This window comes from Fictibacillus nanhaiensis (genome assembly GCF_042686385.1).
Taxonomy (GTDB): domain Bacteria; phylum Bacillota; class Bacilli; order Bacillales; family Fictibacillaceae; genus Fictibacillus; species Fictibacillus nanhaiensis.
On the sequence record NZ_JBHUPF010000006.1, the window covers coordinates 463,111 to 480,550 of the forward strand.

Sequence of the window (17,440 nt, forward strand, 5' to 3'; positions counted from 1 at the left end):
AATAAATGATACACTATAAATACCAAAGTTTGGTAGAATCGGTAAAGAAGGGCTAAAAACATCTAGAAATTAACTGGAGGTCTAAACATGATTAAAGGGTTATATGAAGCACATCTGCCGGTGAGTAATATAGAACAATCGATAGAGTTCTATAGGGGTCTTGGTCTTGAACTGGATCATATCGTTGATGATAAGATCGCTTTTTTGTGGATCGTTAAAGATGAGAGTTGGTTGGGATTATGGGAGACAGATAAGGTGAATCTTGACTACCATCCTTCTATCCGACATATCGCCTTTCACGTATCGCTTGAAGGCTTGAAGAGTTCGGTGACGTGGTTGACTGAAAGAGGGTACACACCGAGGGCGGCATTTGGGTTTGAAGCGACGGAACCTTTCGTTATGGCACTTGAGCATCATGCACACGCTAAGATTCATTTTAATGATCCTGACGGTAACTCTTTAGAATTTATCTGTAAACTAGAAAACCCCAAGAAAATGACAAAACGCATGTATCTAAGTGAATGGGAGGAACTGAATAAATCAAACTCTTGAATTACAGAGATACGAAAGGTTCAGAAGTAAAGAGGGAGAACAAATCAAAGTTTCATGTTTAAACATTACTCGTTGATTTAATAAGCGAAAAGGAAACGGGTGGTTTTCAATGGAAGTAAAAACAGTCAAATCATTTTGAATGAAGGAGAAATATACATGAATGTATTAGGAAAGACCAACACACTAGATGAACCTGAGCTGAAGATTCTATTAACCGAACTGAAAAATGGGGATAAGGAATGGACTGAGGTTGATAAAGTACTTATCGTAAACTCTATGATTACATATATTGGTTCTATTGATTCTGAACTACGAGATCAGTTGATTTACACGTGTTTTTATCAAGTAATTCTAGAAAGTAACCAACTTGAACCTGAGATCTTGAAAGAGTTGTTAGACTGCAGCTTAACTTTATTGTTCAAAGGAATCGGAGAGAATGGAACGGATACTGTTTTTACTAGGGCTTTTACTTCTCTTTTAATCGCGCTTATCTTAGGCAGAGATAATCAAGATGACTTCTTACCAAAGAGCCAAGTATATGAAATAAAAGAAAAATTAATACAATATCTAAATGACGAGGAAGATGTAAGGGGATATGTGCCTAACAGAGGCTGGGCTCATAGTATTGCACATGTAGCGGATACGATGGATGAACTTATAAAAAGTCCTAAGATCAACCAAAGTGATTACCCAGAAATTTTAGAAGTGCTTTGGAATAAGATGTTTATTTCTAATAGTGTTTATGTTCATCAAGAAGACGAGAGAGTCATAACTCCTATATTAGAAATGTTGGATCGTGGACTAGAATTGAAGGTGATTGAAAACTTGTTAGATCAACTACCGCACAAGATGAAAGTCCAAAAAGAACAGCTTGAACCTGAAAAGTATTGGTTCTTAGTATGTAACCTGAAAAACTTCTTAAAAAGTCTATATCTTAAGTTGAATAAGAACACTAAACTAGAACCTCTTCAGGACCGAATTATACCGTGCATTGAAGCATTTTAAGGTACTTAACCCTTTAATAAATGCTTCATAAATAATATGGATACTTTGCAAATACACATAATCTTACTCAAGATTTAAGTATTATATGTAGTTGATTACTACTTCGTCTTAGAGAAACGGGCAATACTGCTCAACATTTTTAATAAAATTACCAATCCATTGTACTTTGTAAATCAACGCTTCTTTGGTTTGTTTAAGAGCATATATTGTCCAAACAGACAAAGAAAACATACGGTGTAGATAAAGAAGAAGCCTATCATAATATACAGAATAACGGGAAGAGAAATGATAGAAAGAACAAAAGAGCCCGTCTCTAAGAAGCGTAACCAAAAAGCGTTCTGTTTGAACTCTGTTACTACAAAGGTAAGAGAAGGAAGAAGCGGGAGGATGCTTAGAACTACCCATTTGTATCTCGTTGTTCGCCTGAAAATGAGAAACCCTAAAGTTAAGATTGATAAAATAAGAAGTACTGTATACATAAGATTAGGCTCCTATCGAAGATAATTCATTCTACCTATTAACAGTATCGGAATCTATTCTTTTTTGTACAGAGATAGGCTAAGTTTAAGTTATCTAAGAAAAAGTCGATATCAAGCTAAAAAGTAAAAGTGATTATGTCAATTGGTAACAACTTCTTGTGTATTGGGTTTCTGTTTTTTCCTTTAGGAATCTTCTATATCCTAGATGATTACAAGGATTTCAAGAAGTTAGACAAAGATAAAAAGTTTTAGATGGTAATCTTAGAATTACTTCCCCTGTATATAGGAGGAACGTCTCCTGTCTTCTGGATCTTAGGAATGTCCCTTCTTTTAATAGCGGGTGGTTTTATTCTCATATCTAATCTTCATCTTCAGTGACACTGTTGTGAAAGGGATGTTTTATTATCTACAACAAGCACCCTGTAAGAAACAGTGTTTCTTTACCTTTTTTTCATATGAGTATCCTTCGATCTCGATCAGATAGGTAACTAAAGATGAGGTAAACTGTCAGAAAAAAACTATCGAAGTTAGACCTGAATCATACAGAAGAGTACCCTCCCTAGATAGGAAGGGTACTTTTTTTAACTCGCTTTTTTGAGTTCTTCATACGGATTGATTTTTGATGCGATCTCTGCTGGGATAACAGAGGCTAAAGTGCCTACAAGAACAGGCACAGATAGAGTTGCTACAAAGATGTAAAACTGATCAATCGGAAATATGTGATACATGAGATAGATGGTGGTTAGTGTGATGACTAAACCGATCACACCTGCTAGAAGTCCTATGAACAATCCTTCTAAAACCACTAAGTACCGTACGGATTGATTGGACCACCCGACAGCTTTTAGTACGGCAATCTCTTGTTTACGGTCAGATATGTTCTGCCACATAATCTCACCTGTGGTTAGTATGGAAATGAGTAGACCGATAATAAGTGTTAGGTAGTGCGTTTTATCCACTTCCATTGCGACGAATTGACCAAGCCATGATGTATACAACACCCCATTCAACTGATAAGTGATGAAGATGAAGAAGGTTAATAAACCAACTGGCAGAGCAATTGAGAATATGGAGAGTAGGTTTCTTTTCCATTTACTGAAAATTTCTTTTACTACAAGCATCAGTCGGTTATTAACATGGATTTGGCTCTTAAAGATTTTAGAGTGTTCACCCGATTTAATGGCTTCATACGGTTTAATCTTTGCGATGGTATATGAAGACCATGCGGCTCCAGTCAAGTAGATAACAAAACTAAAGAATGAGATAGATAATATACTTAACACGTTAAACGGTTCTCCGTAGTTAACCGTAAAGAACGTTTCAACGACTATGGCGACAAGAGACACAAACGTTGCCATCATCACACTTTCTATAGTGACTATTCTTATAAGATCTTTAGTCTGCCATCCTAAGGAGAGCAGGATAGCAAATTCTTTTCTTCTCGCAAGTAACGAGACGTAACTGTTGGCTAGTACATAAACAATGGCTACGGCAACCATGGATAAAATAATTCCTGAATAGCCCATCGTTGTTTCTTTGAAGATCGTGATGGAAGCTCCTAAATGGATCCATGGCTGTTCGATCCACCCTAATACTTTAGAGTCATCGGTCACTTTTGTGATAACAGGCTGCGGAGATGATCCTCTTGTTATAGTCGCAACCAAACCGGTTTGACTCTCGATCTGTTTTCTGACATTCTGTAATTTTTCTTCAGATTTCTCACCAAGTGTTTCTACACCTTTCACCTTAATACGAATCGACGAAATAGCATCTTCACCATGTATCATTGCCGCTGCATCCATTGTGGTAAGGATGTTAGGTGGATTCGTCAGAAGACCCGCTGGGTTACCAGCTGTTGAAACCTCTTTGGATGGATTAACGGGTTTCCCGTTCTCGTCGAGTACCAAAGAAGCACGAGAAGGACGATACGTTTCTAAAGGAAGTTCGTTAAGCGGGTCCTTCGAAACCGTTATCTTGTTAGGATCGTAGAATCCTACATACTTGTAGTTTACGAAAGGATTCATCTTGAGCGGTCCGTCAGGTGTATTGAACTCTTGTTCGATTACATCAACGTCTCTAAATCCCTCACTTGGAAGTAATTCTTTTAAATTTGGATTGTTTTCTTCGATTACCATGTTCGATGGTTCAACTTGGAATCCACTGTTCCATCTTTCAGGAAACGGGCTGTCTACTTTGCTATATTTCAAGTTCCCTGATTGAAAGAGCAACATCGAACCCTCGGTTGCTTTTCCTTTTAATTCGGTATTGTTTGACCCCGCTAGTTGATCAAAGAAAAGATCTTCGATATCTTTAGACTCTATCTTTTTTGTGAGTGAAATCTCTTCCGTTTTAAGTGACTCTAAATACTTTTTACCGCCTTCTTGCGCTATTTTTTCTAGAGTTGTTTTTCGCTCTTCTTTTGATTGAAAAGGTACAGATAGTTTTTCAACGGTATATTTATGATAGCCTCTGTTAAAGGATTGTGTGTTAATGAGTACTGGTATATGAAAACCATTCGTTTCAGGTACTATACGAGCTGTATCTTCACTATTAAAATAACGACTTTGATCAGAGGTGAGGATCGAGTTGTTCAGACCGACCAATTTAGCTTCTTGTTCAGGGTCGATCGCCACGAGTAAGTTAAAGTCTTTAGGAGCGAGTTCACCTTGGTACTGACTATGAAGTCCATGAGCGGGGCTCAAGGGTTGTTCATTTCCACGAACGGTGTAAAAGCTCGTGTTGTAGCTTTTCTCTTTTGTTAAACCTGTGTCTGTTATGATTTCTTCTCTTACACGATAAATGCCAGGTTCTTTAAAATTTAACTTTTCTTCTAATACCACGCCTAGCATCGCATAACCAACGATAGAAATCGGAGCTGCGACTTCTATATTATCCATCTTTTTTATTTGTTCATATTGATTAGTTGTGATACCACCGTTAATGCCGTTCAAGTAGTTCGGTTCTAACAAGTTCTCTGATTCTGTTTCCATCGTACTTCCTTTAGGGCGAACCACAATATCATACGAAGATGACCATTTTTTCTGAAGGGTATCAACAATCGTTCCTTTGTTTGTCTCTGTGAGATTGAACATGAAACTTAATCCTGAACTGATCACCAAAGCACCAACAATTAGGAGGATAAAGCGTTCTTTATGTCTCATCCAGTGGTGAAGATAAACTTCAGCATATCATGTTACCTCGCTTATCTTCAGTGATCATTCCGTCCTTCATATAAATCACACGATCTGCTTTTTCGGCAAGGTTCATATCATGGGTCACAAAGATAACCCCGCATTTTTTTTCGATATTTAGTGATTGGATGATTTCAAAAATCATAGAGCCATTCTCAGAATCCAAGTTGCCTGTGGGTTCATCCGCTAGAATCCATTGGGGCTCATTCACCAGTGCTCGTGCGATCGCTACGCGCTGTTGTTGTCCACCAGAAAGTTGTGAGGGGAGAGCGTTCGCTTTGTCTTTAAGACCGACCATCTCTAATAGGGAAAGGGCTCGGTCTTTCTTGTTGTAGTTGGTTTTCTTTGTTAAAAGAGGTGCCATAACATTCTCTTCTACTGTCAATGAAGGGAGTAAGTGAAACTGTTGAAAAATAAAGCCAATCTGGGTGAAACGAAAGTCAGCAAGGTCTTTGTTGTTAAACGTATTCAATGCGTGATCGCCATAGAAAATCTCGCCAGAGCTTGGGAAGTCTAATGTTCCTAAGAGACTTAAGAGTGTAGATTTACCTGATCCGGACGAACCGACGATGGATATAAATTCTCCGGGATGGAAACTGATGTTAATATTCTCTAAAGCAAATGTTTGCACACCGTCTCCCGCAAATGTTTTACTTACACCTTTACATATGAATGATTGGTTCATAAAAAATCCCCCTTTTAAAGAAAATCACTTACCTTATTTTAACAATAAATTCCAAATTGGGGGGTAATTTTTTATATATCAACTTAAGCAGGAGAAAGGCTTACTTTATGGGGATTTATAGGTGGTTGTTCATATCTTTCTTCTTTCTTCTGTTGTTGTATTTTTGATTAGCATAAAGCCAAAGTCGTAATTCTATTTTGGAGAGTGATTCATGAAAAACAAGGTTCTTCCTACCTTTATCACTACTTGTGTGTTGATCCTTTTCCTGTCGATCAATATGATAAGTCTGTTTAAATCTTTGTTCTTTGTAGGGTTATATTTCTTTCTGTATTATGAAACGTTGATCGGAGAGAAACCGAGTTATATCATCTGGTTGTCTGCGTTGTTAAAGGGAATGGTTGTGATGGTGATCGGCTACTTCACGTTAGGAAAGAGTTGGGGGTTTAGGTTATTCATCTTTTATCCTATCCTCTTTATCTTTCTGTTGGGATTACCTTTACTTACCCTTTACAAACCAAATGAAGATCACAATGAGTTTAACAATCATTCGTAAGTTATCTTAAGCATTTAGGAATAGAGAATAGAGAATATAGATTAGAGAAGGAAAGATCCTTTTAGTCCGGCAGCAAGAACCACAAAACAAGTGGTTCTCGTCGCTTCGACACTAAACGAACCGATAACGACAGCTTGTAAAACAATCTGTACGTTCCTGTTCCGTTTACCTTCGGCCGTATCGAACGAGCCGGAGAAAGTAGAGTGATTTATAAGAAAAGAAAAGAACATGAGGAAAAGAGAATATAAAGATAAGAGAATTTAAAGATTAAAGAATAACATGGTAGGCAGCCAAAGCGGCTGCCTTTTTTCTTGCCCTTTGTCTTCCGAATCGTAAAAGAAGCCGTTCCACTACCCTTCTCTTTGGTAGGGCACCCGAACCTTCCCAACGAGAAGCGAAATGATCACGTCAAACGGTTCAAGGGGCAAAAAACTTTTAAGCTACGCTTAATCAAAAACTTTTTGTGCTAAAACCCTTGACCGTCTGTCATGGCTTCTTTTTCTCCCTCTCTCGAACAAAGGGGCAAAATCATTCCCTTTAGGGGAAGAGATTCGATTCGGAATACAAAAGGAGGAGAAGGGCGATGAAGAAAAGTGTATACGAGATGGTGACAGAGAGAATCATGGAAGAGCTAGAAAAAGGGGTAGTTCCATGGAGACGACCATGGGTGAATGGTGGCGCAGTGAACTGGAAGACGCAGAAACCTTATCGTGGGATCAACACGTTTTTACTTCCAGCTGGAGAGTACGCGACGTTTAAACAAATCACAGAAGCGGGAGGGAAGGTGAGGAAAGGGGCTAAATCTCATATGGTAGTGTTCTGGACGTGGCTAGAGAAGGAAGAGGATGACGAAAAAGAAGATAAAATTCCGTACCTCCGTTATTACAGGGTATTCAATGTTCTAACCCAAGTAGAGGGATTAGAGAGTAAAAGAAGCGATGAGACGTTTGATCATGATCCTATCCAAGAGGCAGAAAAAATCGTTAAAGGGTATAGGGATGCGCCAGACTATAGTTCTTATCGAGGTCGTGCGGTCTATATGCCACTGATTGATCGCATCAACTGTCCGCCACTACAAGATTTTACGATAAGAGAAGAGTATTACAGCACACTGTTTCATGAGATGGTCCACTCTACGGGGCATGAATGTCGGTTGAAACGAGAAGCAATTGTCTCTAAACACTTTGCGTTCGGTGATGAAAGCTATTCCAAAGAAGAGCTTGTGGCAGAGATGGGAGCGGCGATGTTATGCGGGGTAGCGGGTATCGATAACACAATCCCGAACTCTGCGAGTTATATCGAGAGCTGGTTACGCGTGTTAAAAGAAGATAGTCGCTTGGTCGTACAAGCTGCTGGACAAGCACAAAAAGCGGCCGATTATATTCTCGGTACAGAGGTAGAGGTAGTAAGAATCGCTCCTTAACAGGAGCTTTTTTTACACGCATGGAGAAAAAACGATGTTTTTTATTTAATAAAGCAGGCATCGAGCCTGCAAAAGGAGATAAGAGGTAAAGCTCTTAAAGAATTAGTAAAGCGAATAGATAAGTAAAGGTTTATTCATGATATACTTTTTATAGGATTAGTAGTTAGGTAAGCTGTCATATACTGAACTATAGACTTCTGGAGGTGTTTTTGTGGACCGTAAAATGGAGGAACAAGTTATATCTTTTCTAAGTGAAAAACTAGAAACTTATCTGATTGTTGTTTTCGGTTCCACGGCTAAAGGAACAGATCGAGTAGACAGTGATCTAGATATCGCATATTTGAGTGATCAAAAAATAGAGAAGTACAATCGATTTATGTTGTCTCAAGAGCTTGCTGCACTGATTAATAAGGACGTAGATCTTGTTGATTTGAATAACGTTTCTACGGTATTTGCGGCTCAAATCATTCAATCCGGTAAAACGATATTATGTAGAGATGATAAACGCAGGATGGAATTTGAGATGAAGACGTTAAAAATGTATGCTAAGTTGAACGAAGAACGAGAAATCGTGATGAAAAGAATTGAAGAGAGTGGATCGATCTATGAAAAATGATGTGATACTAAACAAGATTAGCATCATCGAACGATGCTTAAAGCGGATAAATGAAGAGTATGATAACAACCCACTAAATTTAGAAAACTTTACGAAACAAGATTCGATCATTTTGAATATCCAACGTGCTTGTGAAGCGGCGATTGATCTCGGCATGCATGTGGTGGCAGAAAAAAAACTAGGAATTCCACAAACGAGTCGAGAGACGTTTGATCTCCTACAGCAGAATGACATCATCACAATGGACCTATGTAAGGGACTAAAGGCAATGGTAGGGTTTCGCAACATTGCTGTTCATGACTATCAAGAAGTGAACCTTGAAATTGTACAAAAGATTATTGAGAAACATCTAATAGACTTTAAAACTTACACTGAACAAATTTTGGCATATAAGTAGAAATCCAGTTTTACCAATTTTGCTTACATACAAACTTAAAAAACGCATTGCTTTTGTAAAAAATAGCAGTGTGTTTTTCTATGGAATCGATTCAAATGTCTTCAACAAACGGTTCAGTAAAGAAAGGTATTATTTTCAGTTTATATCGAACAATAAGTTGAATTGGGTTATAATGACATTATGTATTGTATGAATAAGATCTGTGAGTCAAAGTAGCGAAATATGATGTATGTAAAATTAAGAAGAAAAAACATTTTTATATTTGTTGTAATTCTTAGAAAATGTATTCTTGTAATTTTCTTTAAAAGCGTAAAAGCTGAGAACTGAATAGAATTATAATATAGTTTTGTTAAAACTATATTTTTTACTTTTCATACAAATTGTAAAGCCAAGGAGCTTGTAAATGGAACAATATGAACTTTTAAAAAGAAAAATTGATTATTATGATCAGGGACATCTTTTAACATTTTATAACGAATTGAATGCAACTGAAAAGGAATCATTACTGGAGCAGATCAGTGGAATAAATTTTGAAGAAATAGAAAAAGCATATAAACAACTATCTAATCGTTCGTTTAAACAAAGATCTGAAATTACCCCGATAGAGTATGAATCAATTTCAAACCTTAGCGATTCGGAAAGAAAAATGTATGAAGAACGGGGTCTACAATTACTAAGAGAAAAGAAAGTAGCAGTTGTACTGTTAGCAGGAGGTCAGGGAACTAGACTTGGGCACGACGGACCAAAAGGCACAATAAGTTTTAGTGATTCAACTAAACAATCTCTTTTTGCCTTACAGGCTGAAAGACTGAGAAAAATAGAGAAAAAAACAGATTCTATAGTTCCTTGGTATATAATGACAAGTCCTATAAATGATAAAGAAACCAGGGATTATTTTAGAAATAACAATTACTTTAACTGTAACCCCAATCAAATCTTTTTCTTTAAACAAGATTTAATTCCCACAATAACTCCTAAAGGTAAATTAATTCTTGAGAGTAAGTCAAAAATTTCAATGGCTCCCAACGGAAACGGAGGAGTATTTACTTCAATGAAATCAAACGGAGTATTAAGGGAGTTAGCAGAAAAGGGAATTAAATGGGTGTTTTTCAATAACATTGATAATGCTCTTGTTCAAGTTGCTGATCCTTTGTTTATTGGTTTTGCGGATAAAAAGGGTTCAAGAGTTGCAAGTAAAGCAGTTAAAAAAAGAGAACCAGGTGAAAAAGTAGGCATCTTTTGTTTATCTGAGGGAAGGCCTTCTGTTATAGAATATTCAGAAATGAGTGAAGAGGAATGTGAGGATGAAAATTTTTTTAATTCTAATATTGGAATTCATCTTTTTTCTTTATCATTTCTTAAAGATACAGTAAATATCAATCTTCCTTATCATTTTGCACATAAAATTATTCCTACAATAAATGAAAATGGTAAAACAATTAAATCGAATGCCCCAAATGGGTATAAGCTAGAAAAATTTTATTTTGATATTTTTAAATATGCAGAGAGCATGTCTGTATTACAAGTACTAAGAGAAAAGGAGTTTGCACCTGTAAAAAATCGATCTGGGGAGGACAGCTTAGAAAGTGCTAGAAAGATGCTTTTTTGAATAATATATGTGGATTCGACAATTGATATGCCTAAACAAAAACTATTGTTCAAATGAATTAAAAAGTATAATACAAAAGAGGAAAGAACTGATTGGTTCTTTCCTCTTTTGCCAATTCAACAACATTTTTATATATAAAACTTAAGTGCTATTATGTCGAAAAGGATTACTGGATTAATTTTTATTTTTGGCTTTTTGAAAATACGAAGAAGCATCTTTATAAAAGCCATAGTTTGCTAATAATATAGCAATTTCATTATATATTTCATTTAAAAGTTCTGGGTTTTCATTTTCACATAATAGGTTTTCACTCTCTTCAAAGAGTTTTATCCCTCTTTCATATTTTTCTTCCAATATATTAATATAACCTCTCAAAAAGAAAAGAAGACCCATTTGTTTATTATTTAGCTGATATTTAGAGATTTTACTGATTCGGCTTTTTGCGGCCACTATTTCATGTTGAAATGCATGATTTTTTCCAATTTCAATTTCACCATCTACTAACAGAGTTTTTTCGTTAAGTTTAATATAAATATCTATAGCTTTACATAAATATTCATTAGAAGAAATATAATCTCCCATTTTTCTATATAAATATCCTAAATTTATAAATACACCTGCATAGAGTTTGTTGTTTTCCCCGAGATTAAAGTAAATTAAAGCTTTTTCGTATTGTTTAACAGACTTCGCAAGGTTATTAATATTCTTATAGCAAACCCCTAATGCCATATAAATTTCACCCATTTTATATAGGGTCTCTGTGTTTAAATTCAATTTTTCAGCTTCACTTAAATAATAAATAGCAGTCATGTATTCCTTAGCGTGAGCATGTAAGACTCCAAAATTAAATAATGTTTCAATTCTCAAATTAATATTTGCGGAATATTTTTGAGAGAAATATTGTGCTTTAGAAAAAAATGTTATTGCCTCATTAAATTCTCCTAACTTGAAATTAACTTTTCCTAGTAAATTATATATTTTAACTAGTTCTGCTTCATTATATAGCTTATAACTCTCAAGAGCTTTTAAAGAATATATTTTCGCATCAATATATTCTTTTTTTTCAAAAAAAATTGTCCCTTTTATCCACAGATATTTACTTAAAAGCTCTCTATCTAAACTATCAATTTCAAATGAAGATAGAGAAACCTCTAAAGCAATTGCTTTGTCAAAGTTCATTTCTACAATATACTTTTCTATTCTTTCAAGAATATTTACTAAATCATTAGAATTAGGATTGTACTGCTCTTTGGAATCCACAAGAGTTCCGATTGTGCAGTTAAGTCGCATTGCAATTTTTTCTAAGGTATCTAACGAAGGACTTACTTTACCTTTTTCAAGTTGGCTTATGAAGCTCCTGCTTACAATCCCTTCTGCAAGGTCATTTTGTGTCAGCCCAAGATTTTTTCTCATTTCTTTAGTTTTCAGTCCGATTTTGGTATTAATATCCATATGGCCTCCGGTGTCGATTTATAACATATTTTCCATAAATGTGTAAAAAAATATTGACATTAATCTTAAATAAATTCTAAAATATGTAAGTAAGTTATAGTTAATTATAAATGTTAGTATTAATTACTTTAAAGGGGAAAATATTATGTATAGGTTGTTAACACTTTTTTTATTGATTGGTTGTATTTTTGTTGGGAGTCTCAACATTGAAGCTAGAGAGTTTGTCGTTAGTGATGATGACATTTTACCATGGATAATTAAATCTTAACGTTTATTTTCGTAAAACATGAATATTTCAAATGAGAATCTAAAAAAATTTGTTTCAAACTGCTATAAAAAAGTAGGTATACCGAACAGAGATGCTGAGACAATAGCAGATCTACAAGTATTAACAGATTCAAGAGGAGTTAAATCTCACGGTACTAAACATTTATTAAGTTATATTAATAAGTTGTTAGATGGATCTATAAATACTAAACCAAATATTAAGATAGAATCAGAAACTTTAAGTATATGTACCATTGATGCAAATAATGGGCTGGGTCATGTAATAGGTACTTACGCTATGCAATTGGCTATAAAAAAAGCAAAGCATACAGGTATTGGAGTTATTGCTGTGCAAAATAGCAGTCATTATGGAGCAGCTGCTTGCTACTCCATGTTAGCTAGTAATGAGAACATGATTGGTTTTACAACTAGTCAAACTGGGAGTCCGAGTGTTGCTCCATTTGGTGGAATAGATCGTCTTTTAGACAATGCACCTATTTCCTTCGCAATACCTGCAAAAAAAGAACCGGCAATTGTGCTCGATATGGCGTGTGGCTCATCTTCGTGGGGAAGAATCAAAGAAATGGAAGAAAAAGGTATTAAGTTGAATGAAGGGCAAGCGCTTGATATAAACGGCCTTATTACAACAGATCCTGTAAATGCATTTACCCTGTTACCCTTTGGAGAAGCCAAAGGTTTTGGTTTAACAGTCGTAATGAGTATTTTGACTAGACTGCTGGGAAGGCACCAGGATAAGAGTAAAAATCAAAACAGAAGAGGACAACTCTTTATAGCTTTAAACATAGAAGTTTTCAGTGATTTAAATATATTTTTAAATTCTGTAGACGAATTTATACGTGATATTCGAAATTCGAATACTCAAACAGAAATAGAAAAGATTACATTGCCAGGTGAGCGAGCATTTAATCAACATCAGAAGTCACAGCAAATCGGAATTGAAATTGATTCAACACACTTACACACACTCTACCAAGTAGCAAATAAATTGTCTGTTGAATTTCCATGGGAATGACAATTTTTATTAGGAATCACTATCCTGTAAATAAAATTTAAGGAGGATATTTTATGAAACGAATTTCAGGTTTCCACCAGTTTGAAGAGATCGAGAGCAAGGCAAACAACCAACAATTTGACCATGTTGAGAGTGTTGCCAACAACTTTATAGAAAAAAATGACATTTTAAATTTTAGTGAACGTAACACCAGGATACTAATTATGGAAACTTATGATAAAGAATTAAGAAGCTATAAAAATTCTTATCTTGCATGTTTTTTAATGATAAATCTAGCTTCAAAAATCTTTGGGAAGAACGGGCTAGTTAAAGCTCTTGAATCTGTTGCGAAAGAAAGATTACTCCATGATAAATATAATAGAAGGATTCCGTTGTTAGAAATTCATAATCGTGTATTAAAACCATTAACTATTCAGTATCAATTAAATTCAGATGAACAAGATATATTATTTTTTGCCATTAAATTAAGTTATGAATATCCAGGGATCGTTGGTTCACCCTTAGAGCCATTATCCTTAAAGAAAAAATTACCAGAGGGGTTTCAGCCTTTTCTACCTATGGATCAAATTTTAGAAAGCCAACGTAACGCTGGGCCAGATGGTTTAAATACAAGTTATATGGTCTCACAGATGAAAGGTGGAATGTCTGTCGATTTTGGAATCGGGTGTCCACTGATGTGTGCTTATTGTTATCGACGTGAAGGTGATACGGTAGACAATTATTTAGGTAGTTGGAAACCTACAGGTTTTAAAGAGGCGGAAGAAGCAGTTGCACGATTACTCGCTCATCCTTGGTTTACGCCTCATATAACACCAATCGGTTTACATATGTCGACAACTGAAGCATTTTTACCACAGATATGGCCGCGGACAATTCAAGCATTGCGTATGCTGGACGATTTAGGCTTAACGAATCGAGTAAGTTGTATTACTAAATATTTCTTAAATGATGAGCAGATCAAAGAGTTAGAGTCGCTTAAGAATATAGATTTAGATATAAATTGTTGTTATTCTGAGATGCCAGAATCGATTGAGCCAGCGAGTCGTGCAAAGAGAAAAGACTTTTTAAAACGTATAATGAAGTCAGAAAAAATAAGGGCTATTGCATACTTCCGTCCTCTTGCTGAAGGATTAAACACGAGTGAAGAGAGCATTCGTTCCGTATGGAACGTTTATAAAGAAGCAGGAGTTAAAGTTGTTTCATTTGGTGGTTTGAAATTCTCGGATGATCATAAAAAATCTTTCATGGAATATGGACTACCATTACCACAGGGTTCATTTACAATCGGAAATAAAATGCTTTCTCGTGAAACAGAGGAACGTATTTTAAGGATTTTTGAAGATGTTTATGCTGATGTAGAGCCTCAAAAACGCCCATCTATTCTTAGAAGGTCGTCTTGTAGCAGAATTGTAGCCCGTGGTGGTTATTATGCTGATTATAATGCACATTGGGATTTACCTGAAAAAAACTGTACTCAGCGTTGTCCAATTCAACAGCACAACGTCTGCTTTAACGCAATTATGCCAACAGAAGATGAAGTAAATAATCTATTAGAAAGAATTGAACGTTCTGATTTAACTTATAAAATTACACCAGATGAAGTTATTCTATTTGGTGAAATTTCAATGTTTGAGAGAACTTTCTTAAAACAAAATTTACTTTTCCCAGTACTTACTCCAAAGCAATTCCTAAAAGTGTTAGTTAAAGATAATAGAGCTTTTATGGAAGATCAGCCAAATCTTAGTTTTGGTAATCAGGGAGCAGTATTTGTAAGAGCAAAGCATCCATTATTAAGAAAAAGTCCTTTTTTTGAAAGGGAAATTCCTTTAGAGTTACACCGACAAGCAGCTTTGCAGTTTGCTGCTAGTACCTCAGATTTAAAAATCATTAAGGGTCTTGTAGAATTAAAATATTTACCATTTTATAACCAAATTCTTGATGAATTAGAATCGCGACAAGATCTACCATTAAAAGCAATGGGATATGTATTAGGTGCTAAGTTATCAAAAGAGGAAATTTTGAAAGGTGTTGTTGATAATGAGCTTGCTACTACAACTTGAGTCTAAACTCTTACCAACTGTTACTGATTTAGAAAAAGATAGACTCCGCACAAATGTCATAGATCCCCTTATCGAGTTACTGTATATCGGTAATAACAAAAATCTGAGAATTTTTAATGATGATTTGTTACTTGCGGATCCAGAGACATTAAAAATACTTATTGATGATTTTTTAGAAAAAAAGTCATTCAGTGATGAGGAAATTAATGTTCTATCAAATATGAGTAGAACATTAAATAATAAGAACGGATTTGAAAGTATTACCGAGTCTATTGATGAAAAATTATTCAACATACAATATTCATATAAACGTCAACAAGTTACTTCTTTAGTTTCGGATATTACTAAGATACTTAAAAACCTTACTGGTAATTTAACTCATGTGATTGAATTATGGGAAAAGTCTCTTGACGAACTAATCAAAGAGAATATCAATAATGAAAATCCAAATATATATTTGGAATCTATCAAACTAAAACTGAGCCTATTGGAAAATAGCATAGATAATTTTTCCAATTCAGATGACATTTTGAGGGAATGCCTCGACTATTCTTCTGTTAATCAAGCTGTAAAGAAAAGCTGGAAAAAAATTATTAATGTAACACAACGATCTCAAAAAAATAAAAATCTAGATTTAAAATGGGATTCATTATGGGAGAAGTTAGATGAGGTAGGGTTGAAAAGTGGGGTACCTTTAGAAAAGAATCAAAAAGTATTAATTACTGCATACCATCTCATTTTTAATCACCTTAATGATTTCGCCGAAGCTAAAGAAATTATCTGGGATCCAAAGGTTCGTTGGGGATCATGTGAAAAAGGAAGAAAACTTTTACATTTTATCTCAGACAAACTTACTGGATATAAGGGGTTAAAACCCGTTATGGACTTTGATGACAAAACACTTATTAAATTCTGTAAAGCGATATCAAAGGCAAATAAACATAAATTTGTTAACAATCTACATCATCTTGGATTTATTACATCAATTAAGATGGCTAAATCTAAAATTGCAATGAATGAGGTAAATAGGCTTACTAAAATAGAAATTATTGTTCCAATGGGGAATGAAGGCAACCGCATATTAGATCCACTTGAAAATCCTATGGGACAAAACGCTTTAAGAACTAAACTTTTTCAAGTCGACTGGTTATTTGCTGATAATCCAGATATTGAGATTAAGATCACTTTTGTTGATGATGGTGACCCTACAGGTTCAGGAAAAGTGGCGGAGAGCATTCTGTCAAACGAGTTTAGTTGTAATTATAATTCTGATCAAACAGGCATGTACAGAATCTATTATTTACAAGAATGTATTAATAAAAATCTTAAATTTAATATAGAAAAGCAAAATCCGGTTCTTGTTGGTTTGAATGATGCAGAGAATGACAGCGTAAAGGGTGGTAGTACTATATGGGGGTTATATGAAGCTGCAAAAGCAGGAACAGATATAGTACTGTTTTCGGATTTCGATTTAACATATCCTCTTGAAGAAGCTGGTTTATTAATTTCAAAACTATTAAGCGAGAGAAATTTAGGAGTAACTATTGGTTCACGACGTTTAGATGATTCTTATGGTTATTATCTAGAGGAAGGACCTAATGTTACTGCTATGCTGTATGCAAAGGCTGTTAAAGAACTTCTAAATTTAAATTTTATTAATGATCCACAAGCTGGATTTAAAGCAGTCAAAGGTTCATTACTATTAGAGATATTACCGAATATGAGAGATAGAAGTTTAAGTTTTGATACTGAACTCCTTTTACTTTCATCTTTAGCAGGATTCAAAATTTCTGAAGTTGGAGTAAGTACCCTTCATAAATATGAGCAAGATAATATGGGTGTACAACGTAATTATGAGGAAATGTTAGAAACAGTAGAGTCTCAAGCTAAGTGGCACGGACAAAAATCACTTATTAAAAAGAAGTCAATTAAATTTATTAAAGAAAATGGCGGTTTTAACAAGGCAGTCTTTGTACTTGAAGAACAAAAGTTAAAGTCTTTAACAGGTAATAAAGAGATTGAGATAGTAGACATCAAACAATATTCCTAAATAAAAATGTACATATTCTATTAGTAATTGACAAAATTGATCGGTAATAGAATACCTATGCCTTGAAA

Annotated in this window: 14 protein-coding genes; 10 read left to right on the forward strand and 4 right to left on the reverse strand. The window is 34.9% G+C overall.

The window, feature by feature from the left end; all coding sequences use genetic code 11:
* Nucleotides 1-87 precede the first annotated feature (87 nt).
* Entirely contained in the window at nt 88-552 is a 465-nt protein-coding gene (locus ACFS5O_RS06070) for a VOC family protein (RefSeq protein ID WP_205725098.1), read from the forward strand.
* Between the two features lie 156 nt (nt 553-708).
* Nucleotides 709-1,557 carry a DUF2785 domain-containing protein gene (locus ACFS5O_RS06075; RefSeq protein WP_205725099.1) on the forward strand — a complete coding sequence of 283 codons (849 nt, stop codon included), beginning with the start codon at nt 709-711 and terminating at the stop codon, nt 1,555-1,557.
* A 173-nt stretch (nt 1,558-1,730) separates the two neighbouring features.
* Here the strand turns inward: ACFS5O_RS06075 and ACFS5O_RS06080 are convergent, their stop codons facing one another.
* The 3 genes from ACFS5O_RS06080 to ACFS5O_RS06090 all read right to left on the reverse strand — a co-directional run bounded on the left by ACFS5O_RS06080 (nt 1,731) and on the right by ACFS5O_RS06090 (nt 5,912).
* Entirely contained in the window at nt 1,731-2,036 is a 306-nt protein-coding gene (locus tag ACFS5O_RS06080) for a hypothetical protein (protein WP_205725100.1), read from the reverse strand.
* 581 nt (nt 2,037-2,617) lie between these two features.
* Nucleotides 2,618-5,128, reverse strand: a complete 2,511-nt coding sequence (locus ACFS5O_RS06085) for an ABC transporter permease (protein WP_205725101.1) — start codon at nt 5,126-5,128, stop codon at nt 2,618-2,620.
* An 88-nt stretch (nt 5,129-5,216) separates the two neighbouring features.
* Complete coding sequence (locus ACFS5O_RS06090; RefSeq protein ID WP_205725102.1) at nt 5,217-5,912, reverse strand: ABC transporter ATP-binding protein; 696 nt, start codon at nt 5,910-5,912, stop codon at nt 5,217-5,219.
* Between the two features lie 211 nt (nt 5,913-6,123).
* On the opposite strand from ACFS5O_RS06090, the gene ACFS5O_RS06095 reads away from it, so the two are divergent.
* The 5 genes from ACFS5O_RS06095 to ACFS5O_RS06115 all read left to right on the forward strand — a co-directional run bounded on the left by ACFS5O_RS06095 (nt 6,124) and on the right by ACFS5O_RS06115 (nt 10,510).
* Nucleotides 6,124-6,465 carry a hypothetical protein gene (locus ACFS5O_RS06095; protein ID WP_205725103.1) on the forward strand — a complete coding sequence of 114 codons (342 nt, stop codon included), beginning with the start codon at nt 6,124-6,126 and terminating at the stop codon, nt 6,463-6,465.
* Between the two features lie 583 nt (nt 6,466-7,048).
* A complete protein-coding gene (locus ACFS5O_RS06100; protein ID WP_205725104.1) occupies nt 7,049-7,888 on the forward strand; it encodes an ArdC family protein in 840 nt (279 codons plus the stop codon).
* Between the two features lie 223 nt (nt 7,889-8,111).
* On the forward strand, nt 8,112-8,504 hold the full coding sequence (gene mntA / locus ACFS5O_RS06105) for a type VII toxin-antitoxin system MntA family adenylyltransferase antitoxin (protein WP_205725488.1): 393 nt from the start codon (nt 8,112-8,114) through the stop codon (nt 8,502-8,504).
* Nucleotides 8,494-8,901, forward strand: coding sequence for a type VII toxin-antitoxin system HepT family RNase toxin (gene hepT / locus ACFS5O_RS06110; protein ID WP_205725105.1), 408 nt, complete (start codon nt 8,494-8,496; stop codon nt 8,899-8,901). Before mntA ends, hepT begins: the two co-directional genes overlap by 11 nt.
* A 403-nt stretch (nt 8,902-9,304) precedes the next feature.
* Entirely contained in the window at nt 9,305-10,510 is a 1,206-nt protein-coding gene (locus ACFS5O_RS06115; protein ID WP_205725106.1) for a UTP--glucose-1-phosphate uridylyltransferase, read from the forward strand.
* A 174-nt stretch (nt 10,511-10,684) separates the two neighbouring features.
* On the opposite strand, the gene ACFS5O_RS06120 is transcribed toward ACFS5O_RS06115, so the two are convergent.
* Nucleotides 10,685-11,962 carry a helix-turn-helix domain-containing protein gene (locus ACFS5O_RS06120; protein ID WP_205725107.1) on the reverse strand — a complete coding sequence of 426 codons (1,278 nt, stop codon included), beginning with the start codon at nt 11,960-11,962 and terminating at the stop codon, nt 10,685-10,687.
* 286 nt (nt 11,963-12,248) lie between these two features.
* Between ACFS5O_RS06120 and ACFS5O_RS06125 the strand changes: the two genes are divergently transcribed.
* Genes ACFS5O_RS06125 through ACFS5O_RS06135 form a run of 3 tightly spaced genes read left to right on the forward strand, consistent with a single transcriptional unit; the run spans nt 12,249 to nt 17,372 of the window.
* Nucleotides 12,249-13,262: an Ldh family oxidoreductase gene (locus ACFS5O_RS06125; RefSeq protein WP_205725108.1), complete on the forward strand. Its 1,014-nt coding sequence runs from the start codon at nt 12,249-12,251 to the stop codon at nt 13,260-13,262.
* 53 nt (nt 13,263-13,315) lie between these two features.
* Nucleotides 13,316-15,322 carry a radical SAM family protein gene (locus ACFS5O_RS06130; protein ID WP_205725109.1) on the forward strand — a complete coding sequence of 669 codons (2,007 nt, stop codon included), beginning with the start codon at nt 13,316-13,318 and terminating at the stop codon, nt 15,320-15,322.
* On the forward strand, nt 15,300-17,372 hold the full coding sequence (locus ACFS5O_RS06135; RefSeq protein ID WP_205725110.1) for a glycosyltransferase family protein: 2,073 nt from the start codon (nt 15,300-15,302) through the stop codon (nt 17,370-17,372). Before ACFS5O_RS06130 ends, ACFS5O_RS06135 begins: the two co-directional genes overlap by 23 nt.
* Nucleotides 17,373-17,440: the final 68 nt, after the last annotated feature.

Excerpts from the sequence above, each read along its gene's own strand:
- ACFS5O_RS06070 (WP_205725098.1), top strand. The coding sequence starts at position 88 with ATGATTAAAGGGTTATATGAAGCACATCTGCCGGTGAGTAATATAGAA.
- ACFS5O_RS06075 (WP_205725099.1), top strand. The coding sequence starts at position 709 with ATGAATGTATTAGGAAAGACCAACACACTAGATGAACCTGAGCTGAAG.
- ACFS5O_RS06080 (WP_205725100.1), bottom strand. The coding sequence starts at position 2,036 with ATGTATACAGTACTTCTTATTTTATCAATCTTAACTTTAGGGTTTCTC.
- ACFS5O_RS06085 (WP_205725101.1), bottom strand. The coding sequence starts at position 5,128 with ATGTTCAATCTCACAGAGACAAACAAAGGAACGATTGTTGATACCCTT.
- ACFS5O_RS06090 (WP_205725102.1), bottom strand. The coding sequence starts at position 5,912 with ATGAACCAATCATTCATATGTAAAGGTGTAAGTAAAACATTTGCGGGA.
- ACFS5O_RS06095 (WP_205725103.1), top strand. The coding sequence starts at position 6,124 with ATGAAAAACAAGGTTCTTCCTACCTTTATCACTACTTGTGTGTTGATC.
- ACFS5O_RS06100 (WP_205725104.1), top strand. The coding sequence starts at position 7,049 with ATGAAGAAAAGTGTATACGAGATGGTGACAGAGAGAATCATGGAAGAG.
- mntA (WP_205725488.1), top strand. The coding sequence starts at position 8,112 with ATGGAGGAACAAGTTATATCTTTTCTAAGTGAAAAACTAGAAACTTAT.
- hepT (WP_205725105.1), top strand. The coding sequence starts at position 8,494 with ATGAAAAATGATGTGATACTAAACAAGATTAGCATCATCGAACGATGC.
- ACFS5O_RS06115 (WP_205725106.1), top strand. The coding sequence starts at position 9,305 with ATGGAACAATATGAACTTTTAAAAAGAAAAATTGATTATTATGATCAG.
- ACFS5O_RS06120 (WP_205725107.1), bottom strand. The coding sequence starts at position 11,962 with ATGGATATTAATACCAAAATCGGACTGAAAACTAAAGAAATGAGAAAA.
- ACFS5O_RS06125 (WP_205725108.1), top strand. The coding sequence starts at position 12,249 with ATGAATATTTCAAATGAGAATCTAAAAAAATTTGTTTCAAACTGCTAT.
- ACFS5O_RS06130 (WP_205725109.1), top strand. The coding sequence starts at position 13,316 with ATGAAACGAATTTCAGGTTTCCACCAGTTTGAAGAGATCGAGAGCAAG.
- ACFS5O_RS06135 (WP_205725110.1), top strand. The coding sequence starts at position 15,300 with ATGAGCTTGCTACTACAACTTGAGTCTAAACTCTTACCAACTGTTACT.